22 protein-coding genes are annotated in these 25,574 nt (G+C 58.4%); 18 read left to right on the plus strand and 4 right to left on the minus strand.

Going from position 1 to position 25,574, the window contains the following annotated elements; all coding sequences use genetic code 11:
* Positions 1-41 precede the first annotated feature (41 nt).
* From TRIHO_RS01085 to TRIHO_RS01130, 10 genes are all read left to right on the plus strand, one after another.
* A complete protein-coding gene (locus TRIHO_RS01085; protein ID WP_068239457.1) occupies positions 42-1,295 on the plus strand; it encodes an ABC transporter substrate-binding protein in 1,254 nt (417 codons plus the stop codon).
* A gap of 164 nt (positions 1,296-1,459) precedes the next feature.
* Positions 1,460-2,371, plus strand: a complete 912-nt coding sequence (locus tag TRIHO_RS01090; protein WP_068239922.1) for a carbohydrate ABC transporter permease — start codon at positions 1,460-1,462, stop codon at positions 2,369-2,371.
* Entirely contained in the window at positions 2,371-3,219 is an 849-nt protein-coding gene (locus tag TRIHO_RS01095; RefSeq protein WP_068239461.1) for a carbohydrate ABC transporter permease, read from the plus strand. The genes TRIHO_RS01090 and TRIHO_RS01095 overlap by 1 nt, the downstream gene beginning before the upstream one ends.
* Positions 3,216-5,282, plus strand: a complete 2,067-nt coding sequence (locus TRIHO_RS01100; RefSeq protein WP_068239465.1) for an alpha-galactosidase — start codon at positions 3,216-3,218, stop codon at positions 5,280-5,282. The genes TRIHO_RS01095 and TRIHO_RS01100 overlap by 4 nt, the downstream gene beginning before the upstream one ends.
* Positions 5,279-6,994 carry an IlvD/Edd family dehydratase gene (locus TRIHO_RS01105; protein WP_068239469.1) on the plus strand — a complete coding sequence of 572 codons (1,716 nt, stop codon included), beginning with the start codon at positions 5,279-5,281 and terminating at the stop codon, positions 6,992-6,994. The genes TRIHO_RS01100 and TRIHO_RS01105 overlap by 4 nt, the downstream gene beginning before the upstream one ends.
* A 1-nt stretch (position 6,995) precedes the next feature.
* The gene (locus TRIHO_RS01110) at positions 6,996-7,766 is read left to right on the plus strand and encodes an SDR family NAD(P)-dependent oxidoreductase (protein WP_068239472.1); all 771 of its coding nucleotides are present in this window, start codon (positions 6,996-6,998) and stop codon (positions 7,764-7,766) included.
* Positions 7,763-8,677 (plus strand): 2-dehydro-3-deoxygalactonokinase, encoded by a 915-nt coding sequence (locus tag TRIHO_RS01115; protein ID WP_068239475.1) that lies wholly within the window; start codon positions 7,763-7,765, stop codon positions 8,675-8,677. The genes TRIHO_RS01110 and TRIHO_RS01115 overlap by 4 nt, the downstream gene beginning before the upstream one ends.
* 10 nt (positions 8,678-8,687) lie before the next feature.
* Positions 8,688-9,293: a 2-dehydro-3-deoxy-6-phosphogalactonate aldolase gene (locus tag TRIHO_RS01120; RefSeq protein WP_068239478.1), complete on the plus strand. Its 606-nt coding sequence runs from the start codon at positions 8,688-8,690 to the stop codon at positions 9,291-9,293.
* Positions 9,290-10,135, plus strand: coding sequence for an SMP-30/gluconolactonase/LRE family protein (locus TRIHO_RS01125; protein WP_068239481.1), 846 nt, complete (start codon positions 9,290-9,292; stop codon positions 10,133-10,135). The genes TRIHO_RS01120 and TRIHO_RS01125 overlap by 4 nt, the downstream gene beginning before the upstream one ends.
* A gap of 7 nt (positions 10,136-10,142) precedes the next feature.
* Complete coding sequence (locus tag TRIHO_RS01130) at positions 10,143-12,050, plus strand: beta-galactosidase (protein ID WP_068239484.1); 1,908 nt, start codon at positions 10,143-10,145, stop codon at positions 12,048-12,050.
* A gap of 6 nt (positions 12,051-12,056) precedes the next feature.
* Here TRIHO_RS01130 and radC read toward each other — a convergent pair whose 3' ends face one another.
* The 3 genes from radC to dnaK all read right to left on the minus strand — a co-directional run bounded on the left by radC (position 12,057) and on the right by dnaK (position 16,119).
* On the minus strand, positions 12,057-12,821 hold the full coding sequence (gene radC, locus TRIHO_RS01135; RefSeq protein WP_068239486.1) for a RadC family protein: 765 nt from the start codon (positions 12,819-12,821) through the stop codon (positions 12,057-12,059).
* A 137-nt stretch (positions 12,822-12,958) separates the two neighbouring features.
* Positions 12,959-14,116: a molecular chaperone DnaJ gene (gene dnaJ / locus TRIHO_RS01140; RefSeq protein ID WP_068239490.1), complete on the minus strand. Its 1,158-nt coding sequence runs from the start codon at positions 14,114-14,116 to the stop codon at positions 12,959-12,961.
* A 77-nt stretch (positions 14,117-14,193) separates the two neighbouring features.
* Positions 14,194-16,119 carry a molecular chaperone DnaK gene (dnaK, locus tag TRIHO_RS01145; RefSeq protein ID WP_068239492.1) on the minus strand — a complete coding sequence of 642 codons (1,926 nt, stop codon included), beginning with the start codon at positions 16,117-16,119 and terminating at the stop codon, positions 14,194-14,196.
* A 208-nt stretch (positions 16,120-16,327) separates the two neighbouring features.
* On the opposite strand from dnaK, the gene TRIHO_RS01150 reads away from it, so the two are divergent.
* On the plus strand, positions 16,328-16,930 hold the full coding sequence (locus tag TRIHO_RS01150; protein WP_068239494.1) for an alpha-ketoglutarate-dependent dioxygenase AlkB family protein: 603 nt from the start codon (positions 16,328-16,330) through the stop codon (positions 16,928-16,930).
* A gap of 48 nt (positions 16,931-16,978) precedes the next feature.
* Here the strand turns inward: TRIHO_RS01150 and TRIHO_RS01155 are convergent, their stop codons facing one another.
* Entirely contained in the window at positions 16,979-17,800 is an 822-nt protein-coding gene (locus TRIHO_RS01155; protein ID WP_068239496.1) for an ABC transporter permease, read from the minus strand.
* Positions 17,801-17,919: 119 nt separating this feature from the next.
* On the opposite strand from TRIHO_RS01155, the gene cysQ reads away from it, so the two are divergent.
* From cysQ to TRIHO_RS01190, 7 genes are all read left to right on the plus strand, one after another.
* On the plus strand, positions 17,920-18,717 hold the full coding sequence (cysQ, locus tag TRIHO_RS01160) for a 3'(2'),5'-bisphosphate nucleotidase CysQ (protein ID WP_068239499.1): 798 nt from the start codon (positions 17,920-17,922) through the stop codon (positions 18,715-18,717).
* On the plus strand, positions 18,718-19,518 hold the full coding sequence (locus tag TRIHO_RS01165) for a 3-deoxy-manno-octulosonate cytidylyltransferase (protein ID WP_068239500.1): 801 nt from the start codon (positions 18,718-18,720) through the stop codon (positions 19,516-19,518).
* A 182-nt stretch (positions 19,519-19,700) separates the two neighbouring features.
* A complete protein-coding gene (gene galU, locus TRIHO_RS01170; RefSeq protein WP_068239502.1) occupies positions 19,701-20,594 on the plus strand; it encodes a UTP--glucose-1-phosphate uridylyltransferase GalU in 894 nt (297 codons plus the stop codon).
* A 101-nt stretch (positions 20,595-20,695) separates the two neighbouring features.
* On the plus strand, positions 20,696-21,679 hold the full coding sequence (galE, locus tag TRIHO_RS01175; RefSeq protein WP_068239505.1) for a UDP-glucose 4-epimerase GalE: 984 nt from the start codon (positions 20,696-20,698) through the stop codon (positions 21,677-21,679).
* Positions 21,680-21,839: 160 nt separating this feature from the next.
* On the plus strand, positions 21,840-22,745 hold the full coding sequence (locus tag TRIHO_RS01180) for a glycosyltransferase family 2 protein (protein WP_232367673.1): 906 nt from the start codon (positions 21,840-21,842) through the stop codon (positions 22,743-22,745).
* 142 nt (positions 22,746-22,887) lie between these two features.
* A complete protein-coding gene (locus tag TRIHO_RS01185; RefSeq protein WP_068239512.1) occupies positions 22,888-23,874 on the plus strand; it encodes a glycosyltransferase family 2 protein in 987 nt (328 codons plus the stop codon).
* Positions 23,871-25,571, plus strand: coding sequence for a DUF5927 domain-containing protein (locus tag TRIHO_RS01190; RefSeq protein WP_068239515.1), 1,701 nt, complete (start codon positions 23,871-23,873; stop codon positions 25,569-25,571). The genes TRIHO_RS01185 and TRIHO_RS01190 overlap by 4 nt, the downstream gene beginning before the upstream one ends.
* Positions 25,572-25,574 lie beyond the last annotated feature (3 nt).

The following is a 25,574-nucleotide window of genomic DNA, read 5'->3' on the forward strand; positions in this document are numbered from 1 at the left end:
TTATTTGGAACCAAGCCAACATCAAAAATAGGGAGGATACCATGAAGTTTCTGAAAGGAACGGCCGCAGGTTTTGCAATGGTCGTTGGACTGGCTGCATCCGCACAGGCTGCTGAGCTGACCGGGACGTTGAAAATTTTCTCGGATATGTCGAACCCGGCACCGCGCGCGGTGATGGAAAAAATGGCGGCGGATTTTGATGCCCTGCACCCGGATCTGACAGTTGAACTGACCGTCATCGACCGCGAAGCCTACAAGACGCAAATCCGCAACTTCCTGACCGCAAACGCGCCGGATGTCGCCAACTGGTATGCCGCCAACCGGATGCGTCCTTACGTTTCTGCCGGCCTGTTCGAGGACGTGTCGGATCTCTGGGGTGAGCCTGCAATCGCCGACAACCTTGCCTCCACCAAGGGCGCGATGACCCTGGATGGCAAACAATGGGGCGTGCCCTATACCTACTACCAGTGGGGCGTCTACTACCGCGAGGACATCTACAAAGATCTCGGTCTGGAAGAACCCAAAGACTGGGAAGCGTTCAAAGCAAACTGCCAGAAGATCCTGGATTCAGGCAAGAAATGCTTCACCATCGGGTCCAAGTTCCTCTGGACGGCCGGCGGGTGGTTTGACTACCTCAATATGCGCACCAACGGCTATGACTTCCACATGGCGCTGACCAATGGCGAAGTCGAGTGGACAGACGACCGCGTCAAGGCGACCTTTGCCAATTGGCGCGAACTGATCGACATGGGCGCATTTATCGACAACCACCAGTCCTACAGCTGGCAGGAAGCGCTGCCATTCATGGTCAACGGCGATGCTGCGGCCTATCTGATGGGGAACTTTGCGGTTGCCCCCCTGCGCGAAGCGGGCTTGGGTGAAGATCAGCTCGATTTCTATCAGTTCCCGGTGATCAACCCGGATGTTGAACTGGCAGAAGATGCGCCAACCGACACATTCCACATCCCGTCGGGCGCGCAGAACAAGGAAGCCGCGCGTGAGTTCCTGCGGTATGTGGTTTCGGCTGACGTGCAGACCGAAATCAACTCCGGCGATGCATTGGGCCAGCTCCCTGTGAACGCGTCTTCATCGGTGGACGATGACGAGATGCTGAACCAGGGTTTTGACATGTTGTCAGCGAACAGCCCAGGCGGGATCGCGCAGTTCTTTGATCGCGACGCGCCGGCTGAAATGGCATCGGTCGCGATGGAAGGGTTCCAGGAATTCATGGTGTTTCCGGACAACCTGGACGACATCCTGAACCGTCTCGAGAAAACACGCCAGCGGATTTACTGAGTGTGATGTGGCCGGGCGGAGGATGTTTCCTTCGCCCGTGTCCTGGCTTGACGCCGTGACCCGAGGGCGCGACCGCCAAGCGAGGGACGAAATTTTCTGCCCGACATGCCAGGTAACACTGGTTCGGGTGCGATGTTCCGGGAGGTACTCCTTTGGCCGATACGATGATGCCGAACTCCGACGGCGCTCCGGGTTGGATTCGCCGCAACCGGCAGGCGCTGGCGCCATTCTTGTTTCTGTTGCCGGGGGTCCTGTTTTTTCTGTTTTATGTGATTTTTCCGATCCTGCAGAGTTTCAACCTGTCTTTCTACCGTTGGGATGGGCTCGGCGAGCCGGTCTATATAGGCGCTGAAAACTACATCGAACTGCTCGATGACCGCGCCTTTGAGGTCTCGATCTGGAACAACCTCAAATGGTTGCTGATGTATCTTCTGGCGATCCCTGCAGGGCTGGCGATAGCGTTGTTCCTCAATCAGAATGTCGTTGGTATTCGACTGTATAAGTCGTTGTTTTTCTTTCCATTCGTGATCAGCCAAGTGGTCGTCGGGCTGGTGTTCAGTTGGTTTTATGACCCGACATTCGGTCTGCTGAACCAAATCCTCGGGTTCTTTGGGCTTGGGACGCTGAATGTCCTGGGCGATCCAAACCTGGTGACTTACGGGATCATCCTTGCAGGTCTTTGGCCGCAGACAGCCTATTGCATGATCCTTTATTTGACCGGATTGAACGCCGTAGACCCGGAGCAGGTCGAAGCGGCCCGTTTGGATGGCGCAAAAGGGTTCAAGATGCTTTGGTACGTGATCATCCCTCAGCTGCGACCGGCAACATTCATCGCATTTGTGGTGACCATCATTGGCGCTTTGCGGTCCTTTGACCTGATTTCCATCATGACCAATGGCGGGCCGTTTGGGTCCTCGCGCGTTCTGTCGTTCTACATGTTTGAAAAAGCCCTGTCTGAATATGGGTTCCGCATGGGCTATGGCGCGGCCATTGCCGTGGTGCTGTTCCTGATCATGCTCCTGTTCATCGCCTACTTCCTGTGGTCGATGTACGAAGAAGAGAAAGGCGGCCGCTGATGTTCCCGCGTCCAATTCAGAAATCCTCGTCCGCCTGGGCCGCCACCTATCAGGCCATGGTGCCGATGGCGCTGGTGCTGTGGTTGCTGCCGTTGATCGCGGTGGCGGTCTTTTCGATCAAGCCGGATGTGGATTTCACCACCGGCAACTATTGGGGCTGGCCATCTTCGTTCAAAGGGTTCGAGAACTACGGCAAGGTCTTCTTCGCATCCGATATGCCGCGCTATCTGCTGAACTCGGTACTGATCACGGTGCCGACGGTGATCGGTGCTGTGGCATTGTCCTGCATGACCGGCTTTGCGCTGGGCGTGTACAAATTTCGCGGTAACCTGTTGTTGTTCTTCATGTTTGTAGCGGGAAACTTCGTGCCGTTTCAGATCTTGATGGTCCCGGTTCGTGATCTGACGCTGGATATGGGGCTCTACAATACCAAGACGGGTCTGGTTTTGTTCCATGTCGCGTTTCAAACCGGATTCTGCACCCTGTTCATGCGGAATTTTATCCGTGCCTTGCCGTTTGAGCTGATCGAGGCCGCGCGGGTTGAAGGGGTGGCAGAGTGGCGGATCTTCTGGTTCGTGGTGCTGCCACTGATGAAGCCCGCGATTGCAGCATTGTCGGTGCTGATCTTTACGTTCATCTGGAACGATTACTTCTGGGCAGTGGTCCTGACCCAGGGCGCAGAGAGCCAGCCAGTCACGGCGGGGATCACCTCGTTCAACGCGCAATACCGTGCCGCCTATCACCTGATGAGCGCGGGCTCGATTGTCGCGGCCCTGCCGCCGGTGGCGATGTTTTTCCTGATGCAGCGACATTTCATTGCAGGTCTGACCCTTGGGGCTGTCAAATGAGCGAAGAGTTGCAACTCTGGCGGATTGATGCGCCGGGGCAAACCCTGGTTCTCGCGTCTGATGGCGGTCTTCCCGGCGCGATCTACTGGGGCCCTGCGTTGCAACCGGAGACGGACCTCGCAGCACTGGCCCGTGCCTGCGAACAAGAGGTGACGGGCGGCATGATCGACCAATTGCCGCCACTGTCCCTATGTCCCGAAACCTCTCGGTCGTTTGAAGGCCAGCCGGGCATGGTGGTCTATCGGGACGGGGCGCAGCTCTACCCTCGGTTTCGATTGGAAGAAGCAAACGGCAATACCTTTACCTGCCGTGATCACGACCAGAGGCTGACCCTGATCTTTGATGTCCAGGTGCTGGGTGAAACGATCGTGGCTGGCACCACGCTGATCAGCGACGACGAGGTTACCCTGCATCATCTGGCCGCCCCCGTGCTTCCGGGGCCGCAAATGGGGCAGGAGATCGTTGACTTCTCTGGCCGCTGGATCGGCGAGTTTCAAATGGAACGTGCCCGGTGGCGGGCTGGCATTCACAAGCGTGAGGCGCGTTCAGGCCGGTCGGGACATGAGCATCCGCCCCTAGCCTATTTCCCCGAAACAGGGGCATCCAATACCCAAGGCACAGTCTTTGCCATGCATTACGGCTGGTCCGGCGGGCATGTGATGCTGGCGGAGGAGATGCCGTCGGGGCGGCGACAAATCCAATGGGGGCACGCGACGGGGACGCGAGCGGCGGGAACCAAGTTCCGCACGGCGCCGCTCTATCTTGCGGTGTCACAACATGGTTTCAACGGTTGCGCCGTGGCGTTCCAGCGATTGCTTCGTGACCATGTGGTGGTTTGGCCAAAGCCGGAAACACCGCGCCCGGTTCATTACAACTGCTGGGAGGCCGTCTATTTCAAGCACGACCTCAGCGTCCTCGGAGAGATTGCCGAGCGTGCGGCCGATCTGGGCGCGGAGCGTTTCGTTCTGGACGATGGCTGGTTCGGCAAGCGGGATGATGACAGTTCCTCGCTGGGCGATTGGGAAATCGACCGGCGCAAATGGCCTGACGGGCTGACCCCGCTGATCGAACATGTTGAGCAGCTTGGTATGGTCTTTGGTCTTTGGGTCGAGCCTGAGATGGTGAACCTCGACAGCGATCTCGCCCGCGCGCACCCCGATTGGATTCTGGGGCCGGTTGACCAGATAGAGGGGCGACAGCAGCGGGTGCTGGACCTGTCGATGGAAGTGGTCCGCGCGTATCTTTTTCAAAAGATCTCAGCGCTTCTGGCGGACTACCGGATCGACTATCTGAAATGGGATCACAACCGATTGCTCCCCATTGCGGATGCCGAACAGACAGAGGGATTTTATGCGTTGCTCCGGGAGCTGCGGCACAAATTTCCCCAAGTTGAGATTGAAAGCTGCGCGTCGGGTGGGGGACGGATTGATGCGGGTGTTCTGAGCCTGACGCAGCGGGTCTGGCTTTCGGATAGCAACGATGCATTGGAACGGCTGCGCATTCAGCATGATGCGGCGTTGCTTCTGCCGATGTCCGTGACGGGCTCTCATGTGGGGCCACGGACCTGCCATACTTCGGGGCGGACGATTGACATGCCAATGCGGGCCTGGGTCGCAGCACAGCGCCACCTTGGCTTTGAGATGGATCCGCGAGAATTGACCGACAAAGAGGCCGATGTGCTGCGCCGGGTAACCACATGGTGGAAAACGAACCGGGATTGGCGGCTGATGGCCGATATCTTGCGTTTGGATGCGGCCGATCCGACGGTGGTTGCAGAACAGCAGCTTGCCCAGGATGGGGCGAAGTTTGTGGTCTTTGCGGGCCGCGCACAGGCCGCTCGGCAGATCATGCCTAGACCATTGCGACTGACCCAATTGGATCCACAGGCGCGCTATCGTATCAATCTCGTCAATCGGGAGGATCTTCACCATCTTTCGCGCGGCTCAACCGCCCTGAAGGACGGTCCGATGGTGCTTGGTGGTGACGTCCTCATGCAGCAGGGATTGACCCTGCCGTGGCAATTTCCGCAAACGATCTGGGTGATCGAGGGAGAAAAACTATGACGAAAGATCGCCGCAGCAAAGGGTGGTACGGAAAGCTGGACAAGGACGGGTTCATTCACCGGTCCTGGATGAAAAACCAGGGGTTTCCCGATCATGCGTTTGACGGACGACCGATTATCGGGATCTGCAACACGTGGTCGGAACTGACACCCTGTAACTCCGGTTTGCGGGACCTGGCCGAAGGCGTCAAGCGTGGCGTCTGGGAGGCGGGCGGGTTCCCGGTGGAGTTTCCGGTGATGTCCCTTGGCGAGACGCAGATGAAGCCGACGGCGATGCTGTTTCGCAACCTTCTGGCGATGGATGTCGAGGAATCCATTCGTGCCTATGGTATTGACGGTGTGGTTCTTCTTGGGGGGTGCGACAAGACAACGCCGGGCCAGCTGATGGGCGCCGCGTCGGTCGATCTGCCCGCCATCGTGGTGTCGTCCGGACCGATGCTGAATGGCAAATATCGCGGGAAGGATATTGGCTCTGGCACCGACGTGTGGAAATTCTCAGAGGCCGTCCGCGCGGGCGAGATGACCCTGAAAGACTTCATGAACGCCGAATCCGGCATGAGCCGGTCCAAAGGGGTCTGCATGACCATGGGCACCGCCTCCACCATGGCCTCGATCGTTGAGGCAATGGGCATGTCGCTGCCAACCAATGCTGCATTGCCTGCGGTTGATGCGCGCCGCATGGCGCTGGCGCATCTGACCGGCAAGCGGATCGTCGAGATGGTAGAAGAGGACCTGAAACCGTCTGACGTGATGACCAAAGACGCCTTTGTGAATGGTATTCTCGCCAATGCTGCGGTGGGCGGGTCAACCAACGCGGTGGTGCATCTCCTGGCGCTTGCGGGCCGTGTCGGAGTCGATCTCGATTTGACGGATTTTGAAATCGGGTCGGAAATCCCACTGTTGGTGAATTGCATGCCTTCCGGCAAATACCTGATGGAAGATTTCTGTTATGCGGGCGGCATGCCTGTCGTGCTGAAGCAGTTGCAGGACAACGGGCATCTGCGCGCCGCAAAGACGGTCCTGGGCGGTGACATCACCGCCTATGCGGATGGCGCAGAGTGTTTCAATGAGGACGTTATCCGCAGCTTCGAAGCACCGGTGAAGCCCGCTGCTGGCCTGCGGGTGCTGCGCGGTAACCTCGCGCCCAACGGGGCGATCGTGAAACCCTCCGCCGCATCGGATCACCTGCTTGAACACGAAGGCGAGGCTTTTGTGTTCGAGAGCATCGAGGACATGAAAGCCAATATCGACCGTGAGGATCTGCCCGTCACCGCAGAGACCATCCTCGTGCTCAAGGGCTGTGGTCCGAAGGGCTATCCGGGGATGCCCGAAGTTGGCAACATGCCGATCCCTCGCAAGCTGGTCACCCAAGGGGTGAAAGACATGATCCGCGTGTCGGATGCACGCATGTCCGGCACCGCATTTGGCACAGTCATCCTGCATGTCTCGCCTGAGGCGCAGGCGGGCGGGCCGCTGGCGCTGGTCAAGACGGGTGATCGCATTCGGGTCTCTGCCTCCGGGGGAGAGCTGGAATTGCTGATCTCGGCCGAGGAAATGGAGGCCCGTCGCGCGGACTGGACCCCTGACGCACCGCATTACACCCGCGGCTATGCAAAATTGTACATCGATCACGTCCTGCAGGCCGACAAGGGTGCGGATTTGGATTTTCTGGTGGGCAAAGACACCCGCCCCGTTACGAGGGAGAGCCATTGAAATGGACCTGAACGCAACATTTCATGACCTTGAGGGGGCTTCTGTTTTCATCACTGGCGGGGGATCCGGTATCGGGGCTGCGCTGACCGAGGGATTCCTGCGGCAGGGGGCCAAGGTGGCCTTTGTCGGGCGCTCGGATGCCAGCCCATTTGTCGAGCGGATGGCGCGCGAGACTGGAAATCGCCCGCTGTTTATTCGATGCGACATTACCGATGTCACCGGGCTAAAGGCGGCGATTGCCGAGGCGGCAGAGGCGCATGGCCCCATTGGTGTGCTGGTCAACAACGCTGCCAACGATCAGCGCCATGCCACGCTGGATGTGGACGAAGAGTTCTGGGATTGGTCGCAGGCGATCAATCTCAAGGCTTACTTTTTTGCCTGCCAGGCCGTGGTTCCGGGAATGCAAAAAATGGGTGGCGGCGCCATCGTCAACTTTACCTCGATTAGCTACATGATGGGCAATAGCGGATACGCTGCCTACACCACAGCCAATTCAGGCATCAATGGTTTGACCCGCAGTCTTGCCCGAGAGTTTGGCCCCGACCGGATTCGCGTCAATGCGCTGGCACCGGGATGGGTGCTAACTGAAAAACAACTCGACAAATGGGCCACGCCGGAGGCGCTCGCCGCGCATCTCGACCGTCAGTGCCTCAAGGATCACCTCGCCCCGCAAGACATCGTCGAATCCACTCTCTTTCTGGCATCCAGAGCGAGCCGAATGATTTCGGGCCAGGCCATGGTGGTCGACGGCGGAGTGGTGGTGTCGGGATGACCCAAGAACCACACAGCACGCCAAGCTGGATCGCCGTTGACTGGGGCACGTCGCATCTTCGCATATGGCCAATGGATGATGATGACCGTCCGTTGTGCAGAATTGACTCTGACAAGGGGATGGGTGTCTTGGCCCCCACGGCCTATGAAGAGACACTTTTGACCTTGTTAGAGCCGTATATTCAGGGGCGCGAACAATTGGAGGTCATCTGCTGTGGGATGGCAGGATCCCGGCAGGGTTGGGTGGAGGCGCCTTATCTGGTGGCCCCATGTGCGCCCCCCTCCGTCGACACAGCGACCCGGGTCGTGACAGCGGACAAGCGGCTCGATGTGCGCATCCTGTCGGGCGTGATGCAGCACGCCCCGGCGGATGTGATGCGGGGCGAAGAGACCCAGATCGCCGGTGTTCTCGCCGCAGAGCCGGAGATGGACGGGGTGATTTGCCTTCCGGGCACGCATACCAAATGGGTTTCGGTGCGCGCCGGACAGATCACCCATTTTGCGACTTTCCTCACCGGAGAGCTTTTTCAACTGGTGAGCAAGCAATCGGTGTTGCGCCATTCTGTTGCGACCGAAGGCTGGGACCAAGGCGCATTTGAGGCGGGCTGCCATGCTGCGATCAAGTCGCCGCATGGGATCGCCAATGCGTTGTTCCGACTGCGCGCAGAGGCTTTGTTGAGCGATCTGGACCCGATTATCGCCCGCTCGCGGGCTTCGGGCTACCTGCTGGGGCTGGAGATCGAGGATATGCGACGAAACTGGCAAGACAAGACCGTGGTGATCGTTGGCGAAAATGAGATTGCCAGAGCATATGCGGTCGCCTTGCAAAGCCAAGGGGCCGAAACGATCGTCGCCGATGCCGAAGAGATCACGCTTGCGGGGCTGCGGACCGCTCGGGCGCCAAAGACATAAGGAACAGAATATGAGCCGAGAGATTATCGCAATTCTCCGCGGGTTGCCCCCCGAGGACGCCATAGCGGTTACGAATGGATTGCTGGAGGCGGGGATTACGCGCATCGAGGTGCCGCTGAACTCTCCGCGTCCGTTTGAGAGCATCGAAAAAATGATCCTGCACGCCTCGGACCAGGCGCTGATCGGGGCGGGGACGGTGCTTGATACCGTCGCTGTGCAACGGCTTAAGGATATTGGCGCTCAGATGGTGGTCTCTCCGGACTGCAATCCGGATGTGATCGCGGCGACCAAGGCGGCCGGCATGTTGTCCTACCCCGGCGTGTTGACCCCGACCGAAGCCTTTTCCGCTCTGCGCGCCGGTGCGGATGGGCTCAAGTTCTTTCCGGCGTTCAAATTGGCTGTCGACGGATTTACCGCGCTCAAGGCCGTGTTGCCTCAGGACACCAAGACCTATGCCGTTGGCGGTGTCGGACCCGGCAATTTCGCGGAATGGAAGGCGGCGGGCATCACCGGGTTCGGGATTGGCACGTCGCTTTATAAACCGGGACAAAGCGCCAAAGAGGTCGCGGCCAATGCACGGGCGCTGGTCAAAGCTTATGACGAGGTCGCATTGTGACTGTGGAAATTTTCAGCTCCGTTCCCTGTAAACTCGGTGAAGGTCCGCTGTGGCATCCTGTGCGCAATCAGCTGTTCTGGTTCGATATTCTCGGCCAAAAAATGATTTCCAAGGAGGGTGACGCAGAACGCACCTGGCAGTTTGACGAATGTCACTCTGCGGCGGGTTGGGTGGATCGGGACACGCTCCTGCTGGCCAGCGAAACCGGGCTTTGGCAGTTTGATCTGCTGACCGAAAAGCGTACTCTTTTGTGCCCGCTGGAAGCGGACAATCCGACAACACGGTCCAACGATGGCAGAGCCGACCCTTGGGGCGGGTTCTGGATCGGTACGATGGGGTTCAATGCGGACCCCAAGGCCGGCGCGATTTATCGGTTCTATCGCGGTGAACTACGTCAACTTGTGCCCGATGTGACCATTTCCAATGCGATCTGTTTCGCGCCGGACCGGAGCTGTGCCTATTATGTCGATACAGAGGTCGGGCGCATCATGCGGCAATCTCTGGCGGCGGAGGATGGCTGGCCCGAGGGCGATCCGACTGTTTTCCTGGACCTGAGTGCAGAGGATTTCGGCGTGGATGGCGCTGTTGTGGATCGTCACGGAAATCTCTGGAATGCTCAGTGGGGGGCAGGGCGCGTGGTCTGTTACGACCCTAATGGTGCCGTATTAGAGACGATTTCCCTGCCGACGCCCCAAACGACATGCCCCGCATTCGGCGGTACGACCCTTTCGACGCTATACATTACGTCGGCCGCTGACGGTATCGACGTAGCGCCCGCCGGATGCACCTTCGTCGTTACCACCGGCGCCTCTGGCCAACCCGAACACCCAGTGATCCTGTGAGATTTTGATGAAACGTACCCTTGGAACCTGCTACTACCCGGAACATTGGTCGACCGACATCTGGGAAAGCGATGCCACGCGCATGGCGGAGGCCGGATTGACCTGGGTGCGGATCGGTGAGTTCTCTTGGTCGCGACTGGAGCCGACTCCGGGGCAGTTGTGCTGGAACTGGCTCGACCAGGCGATCGAGGTTCTGGGCAGCAGGGGCCTGAAGGTTGTTCTGGGAACGCCAACTGCGACCCCGCCGCGCTGGATGGCGGAGCGTCATCCGGATATGTTTGCCGTTAATCAATTTGGTCAAAAACGCGGCTTTGGGTCGCGGCGGCACTATTGCTTCAGCCATGAAGGGTATTTTGCGGAAAGCCAGCGGATCACGCGGCTGATGGCAGAGCGCTACGGGGCCAATCCGCATGTTGCCGCGTGGCAGACAGATAATGAATATGGCTGCCATGATACGGTGATCAGCTATTCAGATGCAGCTGGTCGGGCATTTCAATCGTGGTTGCGCACGGCCTTTGACGACGACATCGAGGCCCTGAATGCCGCTTGGGGCAATGTGTTCTGGTCGATGGAGTATCGGGATTTTACCGAAATCGGTCTGCCCAACCTCACGGTGACAGAACCGAACCCAGCGCATGTTCTTGCGTTCAAAAGGTTCAGTTCGGACCAGGTGATTGCGTTCAATCGGGCCCAGGTCGAGATCATCAAGGAACACTCTGCCGCGCCGATTTCGCATAATTTCATGGGTCGCGTGACGGATTTCGACCATTTCAAGCTCGGTGCGGATTTGGAAATTTCCACCTGGGACAGCTACCCGCTTGGGTTTCTGGAGGATCGGGCGGGCGCGAGCGCGGCGGAGCAACGTGCCTTTTCCCAGCAAGGGGACCCGGATTTTCAGGCCCTGCATCACGATCTGTACCGCGCGGTCGGGCGTGGCCGCTGGTGGGTGATGGAGCAACAGCCCGGGCCTGTGAATTGGGCGCCGTACAATCCGTCGCCGTTGCCGGGAATGGTTCGGCTCTGGACCTGGGAGGCCTTTGCCCACGGGGCCGAGGCCGTGTGTTATTTTCGCTGGCGTCAGGCCCCCTTTGCGCAGGAGCAGATGCATGCGGGCATGGTGCGACCGGATCACAAGGACGCGCCTGCGATCATCGAAGCCCGCCAGGTGGCCGAAGAGCTTCGGGATGCACCGGATTTGCAACCGTCCCAAGCACCTGTCGCGATCCTCTTTGACTATGATGCCGATTGGGCTTGGTCGACCCAACCTCATGGCGCAGGGTTGAGCTATTTTGGTCTGATCCTTGATCACTACAAGGCGCTGCGCCGTCTTGGTGTGACGATTGATATCCTGCCGGCAGAAACGCGGGATTTCTCGGGCTATCGTTTGATCCTTGCACCCGGCCTGATGCATATGCCGCAAGACTTGAAACAGGCCTTGTCAGAGAGTGACGCGGAGATCCTGGTGGGTCCGCGCAGCGGTGCGCGCGATGCGCATTTCAATATCCCGACCTCACCGCTACCGCCGGACCTGCCTGGTCTGGATGTAACCGTCGCGCGGGTCGAAAGCCTGCGGCCCGATCTACCGCGGCCTTTGGCAGGGGGCGGCGCCGTCATGCACTATGTCGAGGAATTGGAAGGTTCTGCGGTGCCGCTGCTGCAAACCGATTCCGGTGCTGCGGTTGCGGTGCGTGATGGGAGTATGACCTATTGCGGGGCGTGGCTCGACCCGGTTGGAATGGATCGGTTGCTAAAAGTCCTTGGCCAAGCGGCGGGTCTGGAGATGCGTGATTTGCCGGTCGGCGTGCGCACCCGCCGCACTGCAACGGAGGAGTTCTGGTTCAACCACAATGCCACGCCTGTCGAGACGGAGGTTGGCCTTTTGCCGGCTGCGGGTGTCTTGCGTCGCCCGCGCTGAGGCCGGTTACAAAAGACCTTCGGACCGAAAGGATAGCTCGTCTGACGCGCCGATAATCAAATGATCGTGCAGCACAATGCCAAGCGCCTCCAGGGCGGCGTCCACTTTTCGGGTCATGGAGATATCCGCTTGCGACGGTGTTGGGTCGCCAGAGGGGTGATTGTGGACCAGGATCAGCGCGCTGGCGTTCAGTTCCAAGGCACGTTTGGCAACTTCTCTCGGGTATACCGGTACGTGATCGACGGTTCCACGCCCCTGTTCCTCATCCGCCACAAGGACATTTTTGCGGTCGAGGTAGAGCACGCGAAACTGCTCTGTTTCCCTATGCGCCATTGCGGTGTGGCAATAGTCCAGAAGGGCATCCCAGCTGGCAATCACCTGACGCTGCATGACGCGGGAGCGGGCCATGCGCTGGGCAGCGGCCTCGAGGATTTTCAGGTCGCAAATCACTGCCGTCGCAACGCCCGACACACGCGCCAGACGTTCAGGTGGCGCGCTGATAACGCGATTTAGATCGCCAAACTGGTTTAGCAGAAGTCGGGCGAGCGGTTTGACATCTTTGCGCGGGATCGAGCGAAACAGGATAAGCTCGAGCAGCTCGTAGTCAGGCATCGCCGCTGCGCCGCCGCTCATGAAACGGTCGCGCAGACGGGCGCGATGGTCCTTGATATAGGAGGGCAGACGCCCTTGCGGGACTGGAGCCGCAGGGGCCTCGTCACTGTCGTCAAACAGCGATCGCATGTGTTCCTCGAAATGACCCGATTTTCCCATGGGTCCATGGTGGCTTCACCTTGGTTAGCGAGTCGTTAACCGGTCGGCTGTGAAGCGTGAAGCTAGAAAAAAGAAAAACGCCCCGTGGGGCGTTTTACAGGGGGAGCCGGGCCAGAAGGCTGGCCCGGCCAATTGGTTCAGCCCTTCATTCCGTCCCAAAAGCTTTTGACGGAGGAAAAGAAGCTGCGGCTTTCTGGGTTGTTGTTCTCTTCCGAGAGATCATCGAATTCGCGCAGGATTTCTTTCTGGCGGGCGGTCAGACTTACCGGGGTTTCGACGGCCAGTTCGATGAACATATCGCCGACACCGCCGCCACGCAGGGCGGGCATGCCTTTGCCGCGCAGCCGCATCTGGCGACCGGACTGGCTGCCTTCGGGAATCTGGACACGACCGCGCCCGCCATCAATGGTCGGAACCTCGATGGCCCCCCCAAGCGCGGCCTTTGCCATCGAAACCGGAACCCTGCAATGCAGGTCATTGCCTTCCCGTTCGAACAACTCGTGGCGCGCGACCTCGATGAAGATATAGAGATCGCCCGGAGGGCCACCACGCAATCCAGCCTCGCCTTCGCCAGCGAGGCGAATCCGGGTGCCGGTTTCGACGCCGGCCGGGATATTGACCGATAGCGAGCGATCCTTTTCCACGCGACCATGACCATGACATGTCTTGCACGGGTTCTTGATCATCTGACCAAGTCCGGAACAGGTCGGGCAGGTGCGTTCAACGGTAAAGAACCCCTGCTGCGCACGCACTTTTCCCATGCCGGAACATGTGGGGCAGGTGGCAGGCTCTGCGCCTCCTTCGGCGCCGGTCCCCTCGCATGAGGAACAGCTGACCGACGTCGGGACATTCACCGTCTTGTGCAGACCGGAGAAGGCTTCTTCGAGAGAGAGACGCAGGTTGTAGCGCAGGTCTGCACCACGCGACGCGCGCTGACGGGCATTGCCGCGACCGCCGCCGCCCATGAAATCTCCGAACAGGTCGTCGAAGACATCAGAGAACGCGGAGGAGAAATCGCCGCCCGGATGTCCTGCTCCGGGGCGACCACCGCCGCCACCGCCGGTGCCGTTTTCGAACGCCGCATGACCATAGCGGTCGTAGGCGGCCTTGCGTTCCGGATCCTTCAGGATGTCGTAGGCCTCATTGGCCTCCTTGAATTGCGCTTCAGCATCCGGATTGTCCGAGTTTCGGTCCGGGTGCAGTTCCTTGGCTTTCGTGCGAAAGCCCTTTTTGATTTCGTCGGCGCTGGCTCCTTTGGAGACTCCAAGCACCTCGTAGTAATCACGTTTTGACATCGGAAAATCCCTTCTGCCTCAACGAAAGAGAGCCGGTCCGGGGTACGGACCGGCCCACCTTTGGCCAAGGTGCACCCTTAGCGCTTGTTGTCGTCCAGATCCTCGAATTCGGCATCAACGATATCATCGTCTGCACCATTCGCGGCGGAGTCGTCAGCGGCTGCGGGTTCTTCCGCGTCGCCTTCTTCGGCCTGGGCTTTGTAGATCGCCTCACCCAGACGCATGGCCACTTCGGTCACGTTCTGAATACCGGATTTGATCTTTTCGGCACTGGCCTTGTCGCTCTCAAGGTCATCCTTCAGCGCAGCAACAGCAAGTTCGATCGCCTCAACCGTGGTCGGATCCACCTTGTCGCCATGCTCCTCGACAGATTTTTCTGTCGAGTGGATAAGGCTCTCGGCCTGGTTGCGGGCTTCGATCAGCTCGCGGCGTTCCTTATCCGCTTCGGCGTTGTCTTCGGCGTCCTTGACCATCTTTTCGATGTCTTCGTCGGACAGACCGCCAGAGGCCTGGATCGTGATCTTCTGCTCTTTGCCGGTGCCTTTGTCCTTGGCGGACACGGACACGATCCCGTTTGCGTCGATGTCGAAGGTGACTTCGATCTGTGGCATGCCGCGTGGGGCCGGCGGGATGTCCTCGAGGTTGAACTGGCCGAGCATCTTGTTGTCGGCCGCCATTTCGCGTTCACCCTGGAAGCAGCGGATTGTCACGGCGCTCTGGTGATCCTCGGCGGTGGAGAAGACCTGCGACTTCTTCGTCGGAATCGTGGTGTTGCGGTCGATCAGGCGGGTGAACACGCCGCCGAGGGTCTCAATGCCCAGGGACAGCGGGGTCACGTCCAGAAGAACCACATCCTTCACGTCGCCTTGCAGAACGCCGGCCTGAATGGCGGCACCCATGGCAACCACTTCGTCCGGGTTCACACCCTTGTGCGGTTCCTTGCCAAAGAACTTTGTCACCTCTTCGATGACTTTCGGCATCCGGGTCATACCACCGACCAGAACGACCTCGTCAATGTCGGACGCGGACAGGCCGGCGTCTTTCAGGGCGGCCGCGCAGGGCTTCATGGAGTTCTTGATCAGGTCGCCGACCAGGTTTTCCAGCTTGGCGCGGGTCAGCTTCATCACCATGTGAAGCGGCTGGCCGGTGCTGGGGTCCATCGAGATGAACGGCTGGTTGATTTCTGTCTGGCTGGAGGAGGACAGTTCGATCTTGGCTTTTTCGGCAGCTTCCTTGAGACGCTGCAGCGCCATCTTGTCTTTTGTCAGATCGACGCCGTGGCTCTTTTTAAACTCATCCGCGAGGTAGTTCACGATCCGCATGTCAAAATCTTCACCGCCGAGGAACGTGTCGCCGTTGGTGGATTTGACTTCGAACAGGCCATCGTCGATTTCGAGGATGGTGACGTCGAATGTACCGCCGCCGAGGTCATAGACCGCGATGGTTTGCGTGTCTGCCTTGTCGAGGCCGTAGGCCAGCGCAGCCGCGGTCGGTTCGTTGATGATCCGCAGCACCTCGAGACCGGCGATCTTGCCCGCGTCCTTGGTGGCCTGACGCTGGGCGTCGTTGAAATAGGCCGGAACGGTGATGACCGCTTGGGTCACATCTTCGCCGAGGTAGCTTTCGGCGGTTTCCTTCATCTTGCCGAGGATGAAGGCGGAAATTTGGGAGGGAGAGTACTTGTCACTCTTGGCTTCCACCCAGGCATCGCCATTGCCGCCGTCAATCACGTTGAACGGCAGGTTTTTCTTGTCCTTGGCGAGGTCACTGTCATCAAACCGGCGACCGATGAGGCGCTTGACACCAAAAATGGTATTGTCCGGGTTGGTCACGGCCTGACGTTTGGCAGGCTGGCCAACAAGGCGCTCTTCATCGGTGAAGGCGACGATGGAGGGGGTGGTGCGTGCACCTTCCGCGTTCTCGATAACGCGGGGTTGCGAGCCGTCCATGATGGCTACGCAGGAGTTGGTTGTACCGAGGTCGATCCCGATCACTTTGCTCATTGTGTTCGATCCCTTTTACTTCACAAGGCGATTACCCGAAGCCAGAACCCGTTTTGGCATTCCGGCCCCGATTCAGCTGCGGTAGGGTATCAACCCGAACCGCTTCTCGGCGTATATAGGGAGCGAAAATGACCCCTGCAACCGCGCGATTGCCCCGCTACAGGCAAATATGGACGCTTTTGCGATAAACGGAGTTAAGATTAGGCTAATGGCACAACTGACAGTGCGTGGATTCGAAATCCACAAGGGATTTCTGTCGCCGAGCAAGCAAAGGGCGTTGATCCAGACCCTGCGTTCGGTGCTCCAGGCGGCCCCGCTTTTTTCGCCGGAGGTGCCCGGGGGCGGTCAAATGTCGGTGCGGATGACCTCGGCCGGCTCGTTCGGTTGGTTTAGCGACAAAAGCGGATACCGCTATGTCGCGTGTCACCCCTCGGGCAAGCCCTGGCCGGCCATCCCGTCCGAGGTGCTGTCGATCTGGACCGCGCTGGTTGGGGGCGACAGGCTGCCGGATTGTTGTCTGTTCAATTACTATGGTGAGGGTGCACGGATGGGCCTGCACCAGGACAAGGACGAGGCGGATTTCTCTTATCCGGTGGTGTCGATTTCACTCGGGGACGATGGTCTGTTGCGGCTTGGTGGCACCACGCGCAAGGAGAAGACCGAATCTCTCTGGTTGAGTTCCGGTGATGTGGTGGTGATGGGCGGCGCGGCGCGACTGGCCTACCACGGGGTCGATCGGATCCGGTTCAAATCTTCGCGGCTTTTGCCAAAGGGCGGTCGGGTCAACCTGACAATGCGGGTCGTGACCTGATTTGTCCGCCTGGGATCTGACCAGTAAAATTGAAGTGCGGCGCCCTGTCTATCGACGCGCGCTCCAGCTGAGGGACACCGCCCGGCGGGTGTAGAATTCGCCCATCAACCCAAGAACAAAAAAGATCAAGGCGAGCCAGGCGGTATATTCCCACCAAGTGACCTTGGGGTTGTAATTGATGAAAATATGGCCCCGCGCCTGATCAATGGTGTGAAACAAGGGGTTCCAGATGAACATTGGCAGCATGTAGCCGGGCAGGGAATTCGCGAGTACCATCTTGCCGGAGAACAACATGTTCGACCGCTGATAGATCGTCGAGATGATGCCGATCGCACCGGGTATCCACGGTTTCAGAACATAGAGCACCAGGCCAATCGCCGCGCCGGACGCCCAGGACAGCAACAGCATGCCAAATGCCGACACCGGGTCCTCGATGTAGATTGGGGTAAAGGCCACATGATAGGCAAAGAGGATGATCAGCATCGATAGAATCTGCACGTAAAGCGCCCCAAGCGCCGCCGAGAGAATCGCAATCGTTGTGTTCATCGGGGCGTGCTGCATCATCGGGCTGGATGCCCCCTCGGCCCCAACTACCGCACCCAGCGTTTTGGTGTGGGTCAGGAACAGAAAGACACCGGACATCATGTAAAGTAGGAAATCACCACGGATGGCCCCGCCGCGCATGCCGAGAACCGAGAACATGAAATAGAAGAACATCACGAACATCACCGCCTGAACGATGTTCATGCCAAGGGCGACAAAGGCATTGTTGTGCTTCGAACGCACGCTTCGCACGATCGAGTGAAAGACAACTTCACCCAGCGTTATGGCGCGCGACAGCGCCGATCTATCGGTGCGGTATTGAAACATGACCTCAATTTCAGCAGTTGGTCGCTTATCATCCCATGGAAATCTTGCTGATCCATTGCTAAGCGATCATAAGAAGCGCAAATCATTGTGGCAACATATAGTCCCTTGGGAGTTTTTTCGTGAATTATGATGAGCTGATCGTCGTCACCCGCCGTCTTGCGCTGGAAGCAGGGCAGAAGATCATGGAGATCTACAACGCCGATGATTTCGACGTGAAGGTCAAATCTGATGACAGCCCGGTCACGGAAGCGGACGAAGCCGCAGATGCGCTGATCTCCGCAGGCCTGCGGAAAGCGTTTCCGGACGTGCTGCTCGTGACCGAAGAACAGTCGGCCTCCCATTCCATCAAGGGCGATACATTTCTCATCGTCGATCCGTTGGACGGAACCAAGGAATTCATCAATCGTCGTGGCGACTTTACCGTCAATATCGCGCTGGTCGAAGCAGGCGTTCCCACCCGTGGTGTTGTTTACGCGCCAGCGCGGGACCGTATGTTTTATACCTTGGCTGACGGGACCTCTGTCGAAGAGGCGGGGCCCTTTGACATTGAAACGCCCGGTGCGACCACTCCGATCCGGGTGGCGGACAGTGACAACAGCGCGCTTCTGGTTGTGGCGTCGAAATCCCACCGGGATCAGGCGACCGACGATTACATCAACAAATACAACGTCAGCGACATGAAGAGCGCCGGCTCGTCGCTGAAATTCTGTCTTGTTGCCACGGGCGAGGCGGATCTTTACCCGCGTGTCGGCCGCACGATGGAATGGGATACCGCTGCCGGTCATGCGGTTCTGAACGGCGCTGGCGGTCAGGTCGTACGGTTCGACGACCACAGCCCGCTGGTCTATGGCAAGGAAGGATTTGCCAACCCGTTCTTCATCGCCTTTGCCCCTGCTGTCGACCTTAAAGAGGCCTGAGTGTCAGTCCTGATTGTCATCCCGGCGCGCTATGCCTCGTCTCGATATCCGGGCAAACCTCTGGTCGAGCTGACAGGGGCCACTGGCGAACGGCGCACCTTGATCGAACGATCCTGGCGTGCGGCAAAGAGTGTCGCGGGCGTCGACCGGGTGGTGGTTGCGACGGACGACGACAGAATCAAAGCGACGGCGGAGGGCTTCGGGGCCGAAGTCGTCATGACCTCGGTCGAATGCGCCAATGGCACTGAACGTTGCGCCGAAGCCCAGGCTGCGCTTGGGGTGGGGTATGAGGTGGTCGTCAACCTGCAAGGCGACGCGCCGCTGACCCCCCATTGGTTTGTCGAGGATCTGATCGCCGGTCTGCGCAATGCTCCGGAAATGGAACTGGCGACACCCGTTCTGCAATGTGACGGCGCGACACTGAACAGCCTGCTGGATGATCGCAAGGCCGGGCGCGTGGGCGGCACCACGGCTGTCTTCGCCACAGATATGAGCGCGCTCTACTTTTCGAAAGAAGTCGTGCCCTTTACCTCCCAGACCTATGCGGCTGAGGCGCCCACCCCGGTGTACCACCATGTGGGGGTCTACGCCTATCGCCCGGACGCCCTGGCGGCCTATCCGGCATGGCCAACGGGACCGTTAGAGACATTGGAAGGTCTGGAACAATTGCGATTCCTTGAAAATGGGCGCAAGATCCTCTGCGTTGAGGTTGAAGCCAGGGGGCGAGAGTTCTGGGAGCTGAACAATCCTCAGGATGTGCCAAAGATTGAGACTATGATGCGGAAAATGAGCGTTGAATAACTGGTTTTCCCTAGATTTTTATAAGATTTTACATGCTATCTTTAGTTTGTGGTGCGGTATGATCGGTAAGGTGGCTCCCAACCGATCCATGGCGCGAGTGTGGTGAGAAACAGAACTGTTGTGGCCGATTGCAAAGTTTCAACGGCCCCGGTTCAATAGGATATTTAGAATTGAGAGTAGAGATGCGCAAAAAAGTTACAAAGGCAATTTTTCCTGTGGCGGGACTGGGTACGCGCTTTCTTCCTGCAACCAAGTCAGTGCCCAAGGAAATCATGACGTTGGTCGACCGGCCATTGGTTCAGTATGCAATTGATGAAGCCCGCGCTGCCGGGATCAAAGAATTTATTTTTGTGACCTCGCGTGGCAAGGGCGCCCTCGAAGATTATTTCGATCACGCCCCGATCCTCGAACAGGAACTGCGCCGGAAGGGCAAGGACGACCTTCTGGAAATCCTGAAGCACACCAATATGGACTCTGGCGCGATTGCCTACATCCGTCAGCACAAGGCGCTGGGTCTCGGGCACGCAGTCTGGTGTGCGCGTCGTCTGATCGCCAATGAACCCTTTGCGGTCATTCTGCCCGACGATGTGATTGCGGCGGAAAAACCCTGCTTGCAGCAGATGGTCGAGGCCTACGAAGAAACCGGTGGCAATATGGTCGCGGCGATGGAAGTCGCGCCCGAGAAAGCTTCTGCCTACGGTGTTCTGGACGTGAAGGAAGACATGGGGTCCGTGGTCTCCGTCAACGGCATGGTTGAAAAACCCAAGAAAGAAGACGCGCCGTCGAACCTTGCGGTTATCGGGCGATATATCTTGTCTCCGTCGGTCCTGCGAAACCTGAACCAGCGCAAGCAGGGCACCGGCGGTGAAATCCAGCTGACCGATGCCATCGCCGAGGACATTGCAAATGACGTCCCGGTCTACGGCTACCGGTTCAAAGGCCAGCGGTTTGACTGTGGCTCCAAGGCGGGCTTCTTGCAGGCAACGGTGCATTTTGCACTGGCCCGCGACGAATTGCGCGATGATCTGATGGATTACATCACTGACGTTGCACAAGTCAGTCGCGCAGCCGAATAAGTCTGGACCTGTCACAAGATCTTCAGCTTGCTCCCTTACGAGGGGGCAGCTTTTTAGTATAGTCGAAACTCATTTTTCCGATCCCAGGGAGACGATCAAAAGTGGCCAACATTCTTGTAACCGGCGGCGCAGGATATATCGGTTCTCATGCCTGTAAGGCATTGAAAAAGGCCGGGCATGTCCCTGTTACCTACGACAATCTGGTGACCGGTTGGCAGGATGCGGTCAAATTCGGCCCCTTTGAACAGGGAGAGCTGACAGATCGCGCCCGTCTGGATGAGGTGTTTGAAAAGTACAAACCCGCCGCTGTCATGCATTTCGCGGCGCTCAGCCAGGTCGGTGAAGCGATGAGCCAGCCGGGCAAGTATTGGGCCAATAACGTCGGCGGCTCCCTCAACCTGATCGAAGCAGCGGTCGCGGCCGGATGCCTTGATTTTGTGTTTTCCTCGACCTGTGCAACCTATGGCGAGCATGACAACGTGGTGCTGGACGAAAACACGCCCCAGGTTCCGCTGAATGCCTATGGCGCTTCCAAGCGTGCGGTTGAGGATATCCTCAAGGATTTCGAAGCTGCATACGGGTTGCGGTCGGTCATCTTCCGCTATTTCAACGTGGCCGGGGCCGATCCCGATGGCGAGGTGGGCGAATTCCATCAGCCGGAAACGCATCTGATCCCTCTGATGATCCAGGCGATCCGTGGCGAGCGGGCTGGGCTGACGGTGTTTGGTACCGACTACGATACCCCTGATGGCACCTGCATTCGCGACTATGTTCATGTTTGCGATTTGGTCGATGCCCATGTGTTGGGTCTGAAGTGGCTCGAAGAGGGCAAGGGCAGCCAAGTGTTCAACCTTGGCACCGGCACCGGATTTTCGGTGATGGAAGTGATCGAACATTCCCGCGCCGTCACCAATCAGGACGTGCCTCATAGCATCGGCGCCCGCCGTGCGGGTGACTGCACAAAACTGGTTTCCGGTTCGACCCGTGCGGGCGAACAATTGGGGTGGGAGCCGAGCCGCTCGACACTGGACCAGATGATTGCCGACGCCTGGCGCTGGCATCAAAGCGGCCACTACGAGAAATAATGTGACAGCACTGCCGCTCCCGGCGATTTCGACAGGCGCAGCGTATCGGTTGCGCCTGAAGCGGCGGCGGTGTCTTTGGCGCGCATTTCGGGCGCGCAGGCGGCTACAGAACATCGTGGACAATACCGCGCAGATGTCGCGCGACTCCCGGCTTGTGGTTGTGGTTCTGCGCAACGAAATCAAAAGATTGCCGTCTTTCCTCGCGCACTACCGTCGGCTGGGGGCCGATCACTTCCTCGTCGTTGACAACAGCAGCGATGATGGCAGTGCTGCGTATTTGCAGGCCGAAGCCTCAAGGGGAGACCTGTCGCTTTGGCAGACATCGGACAGCTACCGCGAAAGCAGGTTCGGACTGGACTGGTCCGGCTGGTTGCTGATGCGATATGGCCATGGTCGCTGGTGCATGACCGTCGATGTGGACGAGTTGTTCGTTTACCCGGGCATGGAACGCCACGACCTGCGCGAGTTGACAGACTGCCTGGATCGCTCAGGGCAGGGCGGGATGGGCGCGCTGATGCTCGACCTGTTTCCCAAAGGCCCATTGAATCAACACCAAGAACAGGCTCAACAGGCACCGACAGACCTCCTCCGCTGGTTTGATGCCAAGCCCTATCGAATGGTCCGGCAGGCGCCGCAGGGCAATCTCTGGCTTCAAGGCGGGCCGCGGGCGCGCGTATTTTTTGCCGAGACGCCAGACCAGGCGCCGACTCTGAACAAAATACCGCTGATCCGCTGGAATCGCCGATTTGCCTATACCAATTCCACCCATGCCGCGCTGCCGCGAGAGTTGAACGCGCTATATGATGGGCCCGGCGGACCGGTGCCCTCGGCTGTCCTGCTGCATACGAAATTTCTGCCCGAGGTGGTGGAAAAATCCCCTAGCGAACGCAAGCGGCGCCAGCATTTCCACAACCCTGATCTTTTTGATGACTACTATCGGGAGTTGGCACAGGGACCTGACCTGTGGCATGCCGAGGCTGTGCATTATGAGAGCCCAGAGCAGCTGGCTGCCCTTGGATTGTGTCGTCCGATGGATTGGTCAGCGTCCCGCGAGGGGACAGCGTAACCAATTCTAAACGCATTGTTTCCAAAACAGGGACGTGACATATTGCGCGCACTTGTGCGGATGCAATGCTGTCCGTGCTGGGGCCAAGGGGCCGGTCCCGAAAGGCAAGGAACTTAATTTGGGGCTTTGGGATTCTTATCGGATGCGGCTCCGGCGAAAACGCCGGATTTTGCGCGCCCTGCGAAAGTCGCGGGAGCTTCGCTGTGTGCAGGACAACACGTCCCGGATCCGTCCCAAGGACATCTTGCTTGTCTCGACGATCCGCAACGAAAAGATCCGCCTCCCGTATTTTTTAAAATATTATCGCGATCTAGGCGTCAGTCACTTTCTCTTTGTCGACAACGACTCCAATGACGGCATGCAGAGCTATCTGGGTGAGATGGACGATGTATCGATTTGGCATACGAAGGGCAGTTACAAGGCGTCGAACTTTGGTGTCGACTGGTGCAATTTCCTGTTGCGTAAATATGCCCACGGGCACTGGTCCCTGATCGTCGATCCAGACGAGCTTTTTGTCTATCCCTTCTGCGACACACGGCCCGTGCGGGCGCTGACGGATTGGCTGGATTCTTCTCAGCTGCGCAGTTTTTCGGCGATGTTGCTGGATGTCTATCCCAAGGGGCGGATTGACGAAATTCCCTACAAGGCCGGCCAGAACCCGTTGGAGATTGCCCATTGGTTCGACAGCGGGAACTATACCGTTTCCCGCAACGCCACCTATGGCAATCTGTGGATACAGGGCGGGCCGCGTGCGCGGGTCTTCTTTGGCGACAAACCACGTCAGGCGCCTGCGCTGAACAAAATACCCCTGGTGAAATGGGATCGCAAATACGCCTATGTCAGCTCGACCCATGCATTGCTGCCGCGCGGTCTCAATCAGGTCTATGAAACGGATGGCGGCGAAAAGGCTAGCGGCATTCTGCTGCATACGAAATTTCTCGATACCTTCAGCGGCAAGGCGCAGGAGGAACTGAAGCGGCGTCAGCATTACGCGGGATCAGTGGAATATGCCGCTTATGCAGAAACGCTCAAGACGCAGCCCGATCTTTGGTGCAAATGGAGCGAGAAATACATCAACTGGCGCCAGCTGGAGATCCTCGGCCTGATGTCAAAAGGCAATTGGGCATGAGCAGCGTCGGCATCGTCATGCTGGTTCATACCGCGCTGGAACGCGCCGAACAGGTCGTGCGTCACTGGACGGCGGCCGGGTGCCCGGTTGTCCTGCATGTGGATCGCAAAGTGGACGATGCGCGGTTTCGCGCCTTCAAGGTCAAATTCACGAAGGATCCGCTGGTGCGGTTTTCCAACCGCCATCGCTGCGAATGGGGTACCTGGGGAATTGTCGCGGCCTCTCAATCCGCGTCCGAGTTGATGCTGGCTCAATTCGCGGATGTCCGGCACGTTTTTCTGGCCTCCGGATCCTGTCTGCCTCTGCGCCCTGTTCAGGAACTGGTTGATTATCTGGCGGCGCGCCCGCGCACCGATTTCATCGAGAGCGCAACCACTGCCGATGTGCCGTGGATTGTTGGGGGCCTCAGCACCGAACGCTTCACCCTGCGGTTTCCGTTTTCATGGAAACGTCAGCGCAGGACCTTTGACGCCTATGTCTCCCTGCAGCGCAAACTCGGTATCCGGCGTCGTATTCCCTATGGCTTGATCCCGCATATGGGCAGCCAATGGTGGTGCCTGACGCGACAAACGCTTTCCGCCATCCTGGAAGATCCCAACCGCAAGGCATATGATGCCTATTTCCGGCGGGTCTGGATCCCGGACGAAAGCTATTACCAAACGCTTGCACGGCTATACTCCAGCAAGATCGAAAGCCGTTCCCTGACCCTGTCGAAGTTTGATTTTCAGGGCAAACCCCATGTTTTCTACGATGATCACCTGCAACTTCTGCGGCGGTCCGATTGTTTTGTGGCGCGTAAGATCTGGCCTCAGGCTGACCGGCTCTACCGGACGTTCCTGACCGATGCGTCAGGCGCGATGAAGCGGACGGAGCCCAATCCGGGCAAAATTGACCGGATTTTCGCCAAGGCTGTCGAGCGCAGGACGCGGGGGCGAAAAGGGTTGTATATGCAAAGCCGCTATCCTGATGTAGGTGCGGAAAACGGGATGACCTCTGGCCCCTATTCGATCCTGCAGGGGTTCTCCGAACTGTTTGAGAATTTTGAACCCTGGTTTGCCCGGGCCACCGGCGCCCGCGTTCATGGCCATCTGTTTGCGCCAGAGCGTGCGGTGTTCTCGGATGATCAGCAGTTGTTCAATGGCTGTCTCAGCGACAATGCCAGGTCGCGGGACTATAATCCTGAACGTTTTTTGTCCAACTTGATCTGGAACACCCGGGGCGAGCGGCAATGTTTTCAGTTCGGACCGCGCGATACGCAGAAGGCCAATTGGTTCATGGCCCGCGACGCCAATGCACAGATCTCGGTCATCTCCGGCGCCTGGGCGATTCCGCTGTTCAAGTCCAACGCGAATTTTACTGAGCTCCGACGCGAAGCGGCGCGCCTGCAGCAGATCGAATCTGATCAGCTGCAGCTCTTGCGGTCAAAATGGGTATCCGCCCGTATTCGGATCTGGAGTATGGCGGAGTTTGTCGAGGCCCCGATGGAAAACCTGCAGACCATCGTCGATGAAATCGGCCCCCTTGCCAACAGCCACCTGAGCGAGGCTCCGAAAATGGTCGACCTTGTTGGTTTTGGCCAATTCCTGCAGAACCTGAAAAACCAGGGCATGCATCCCTATTTGATGGGCGATTTCCCGGTCGACCCTACGCCGGCGCAAACGTCTCAACGCCCCCGCAAACCCTACCTGGTGAAATAGATC

It is taken from the genome of Tritonibacter horizontis, from assembly GCF_001518015.1.
GTDB classification, from domain to species: Bacteria; Pseudomonadota; Alphaproteobacteria; order Rhodobacterales; family Rhodobacteraceae; genus Epibacterium; species Epibacterium horizontis.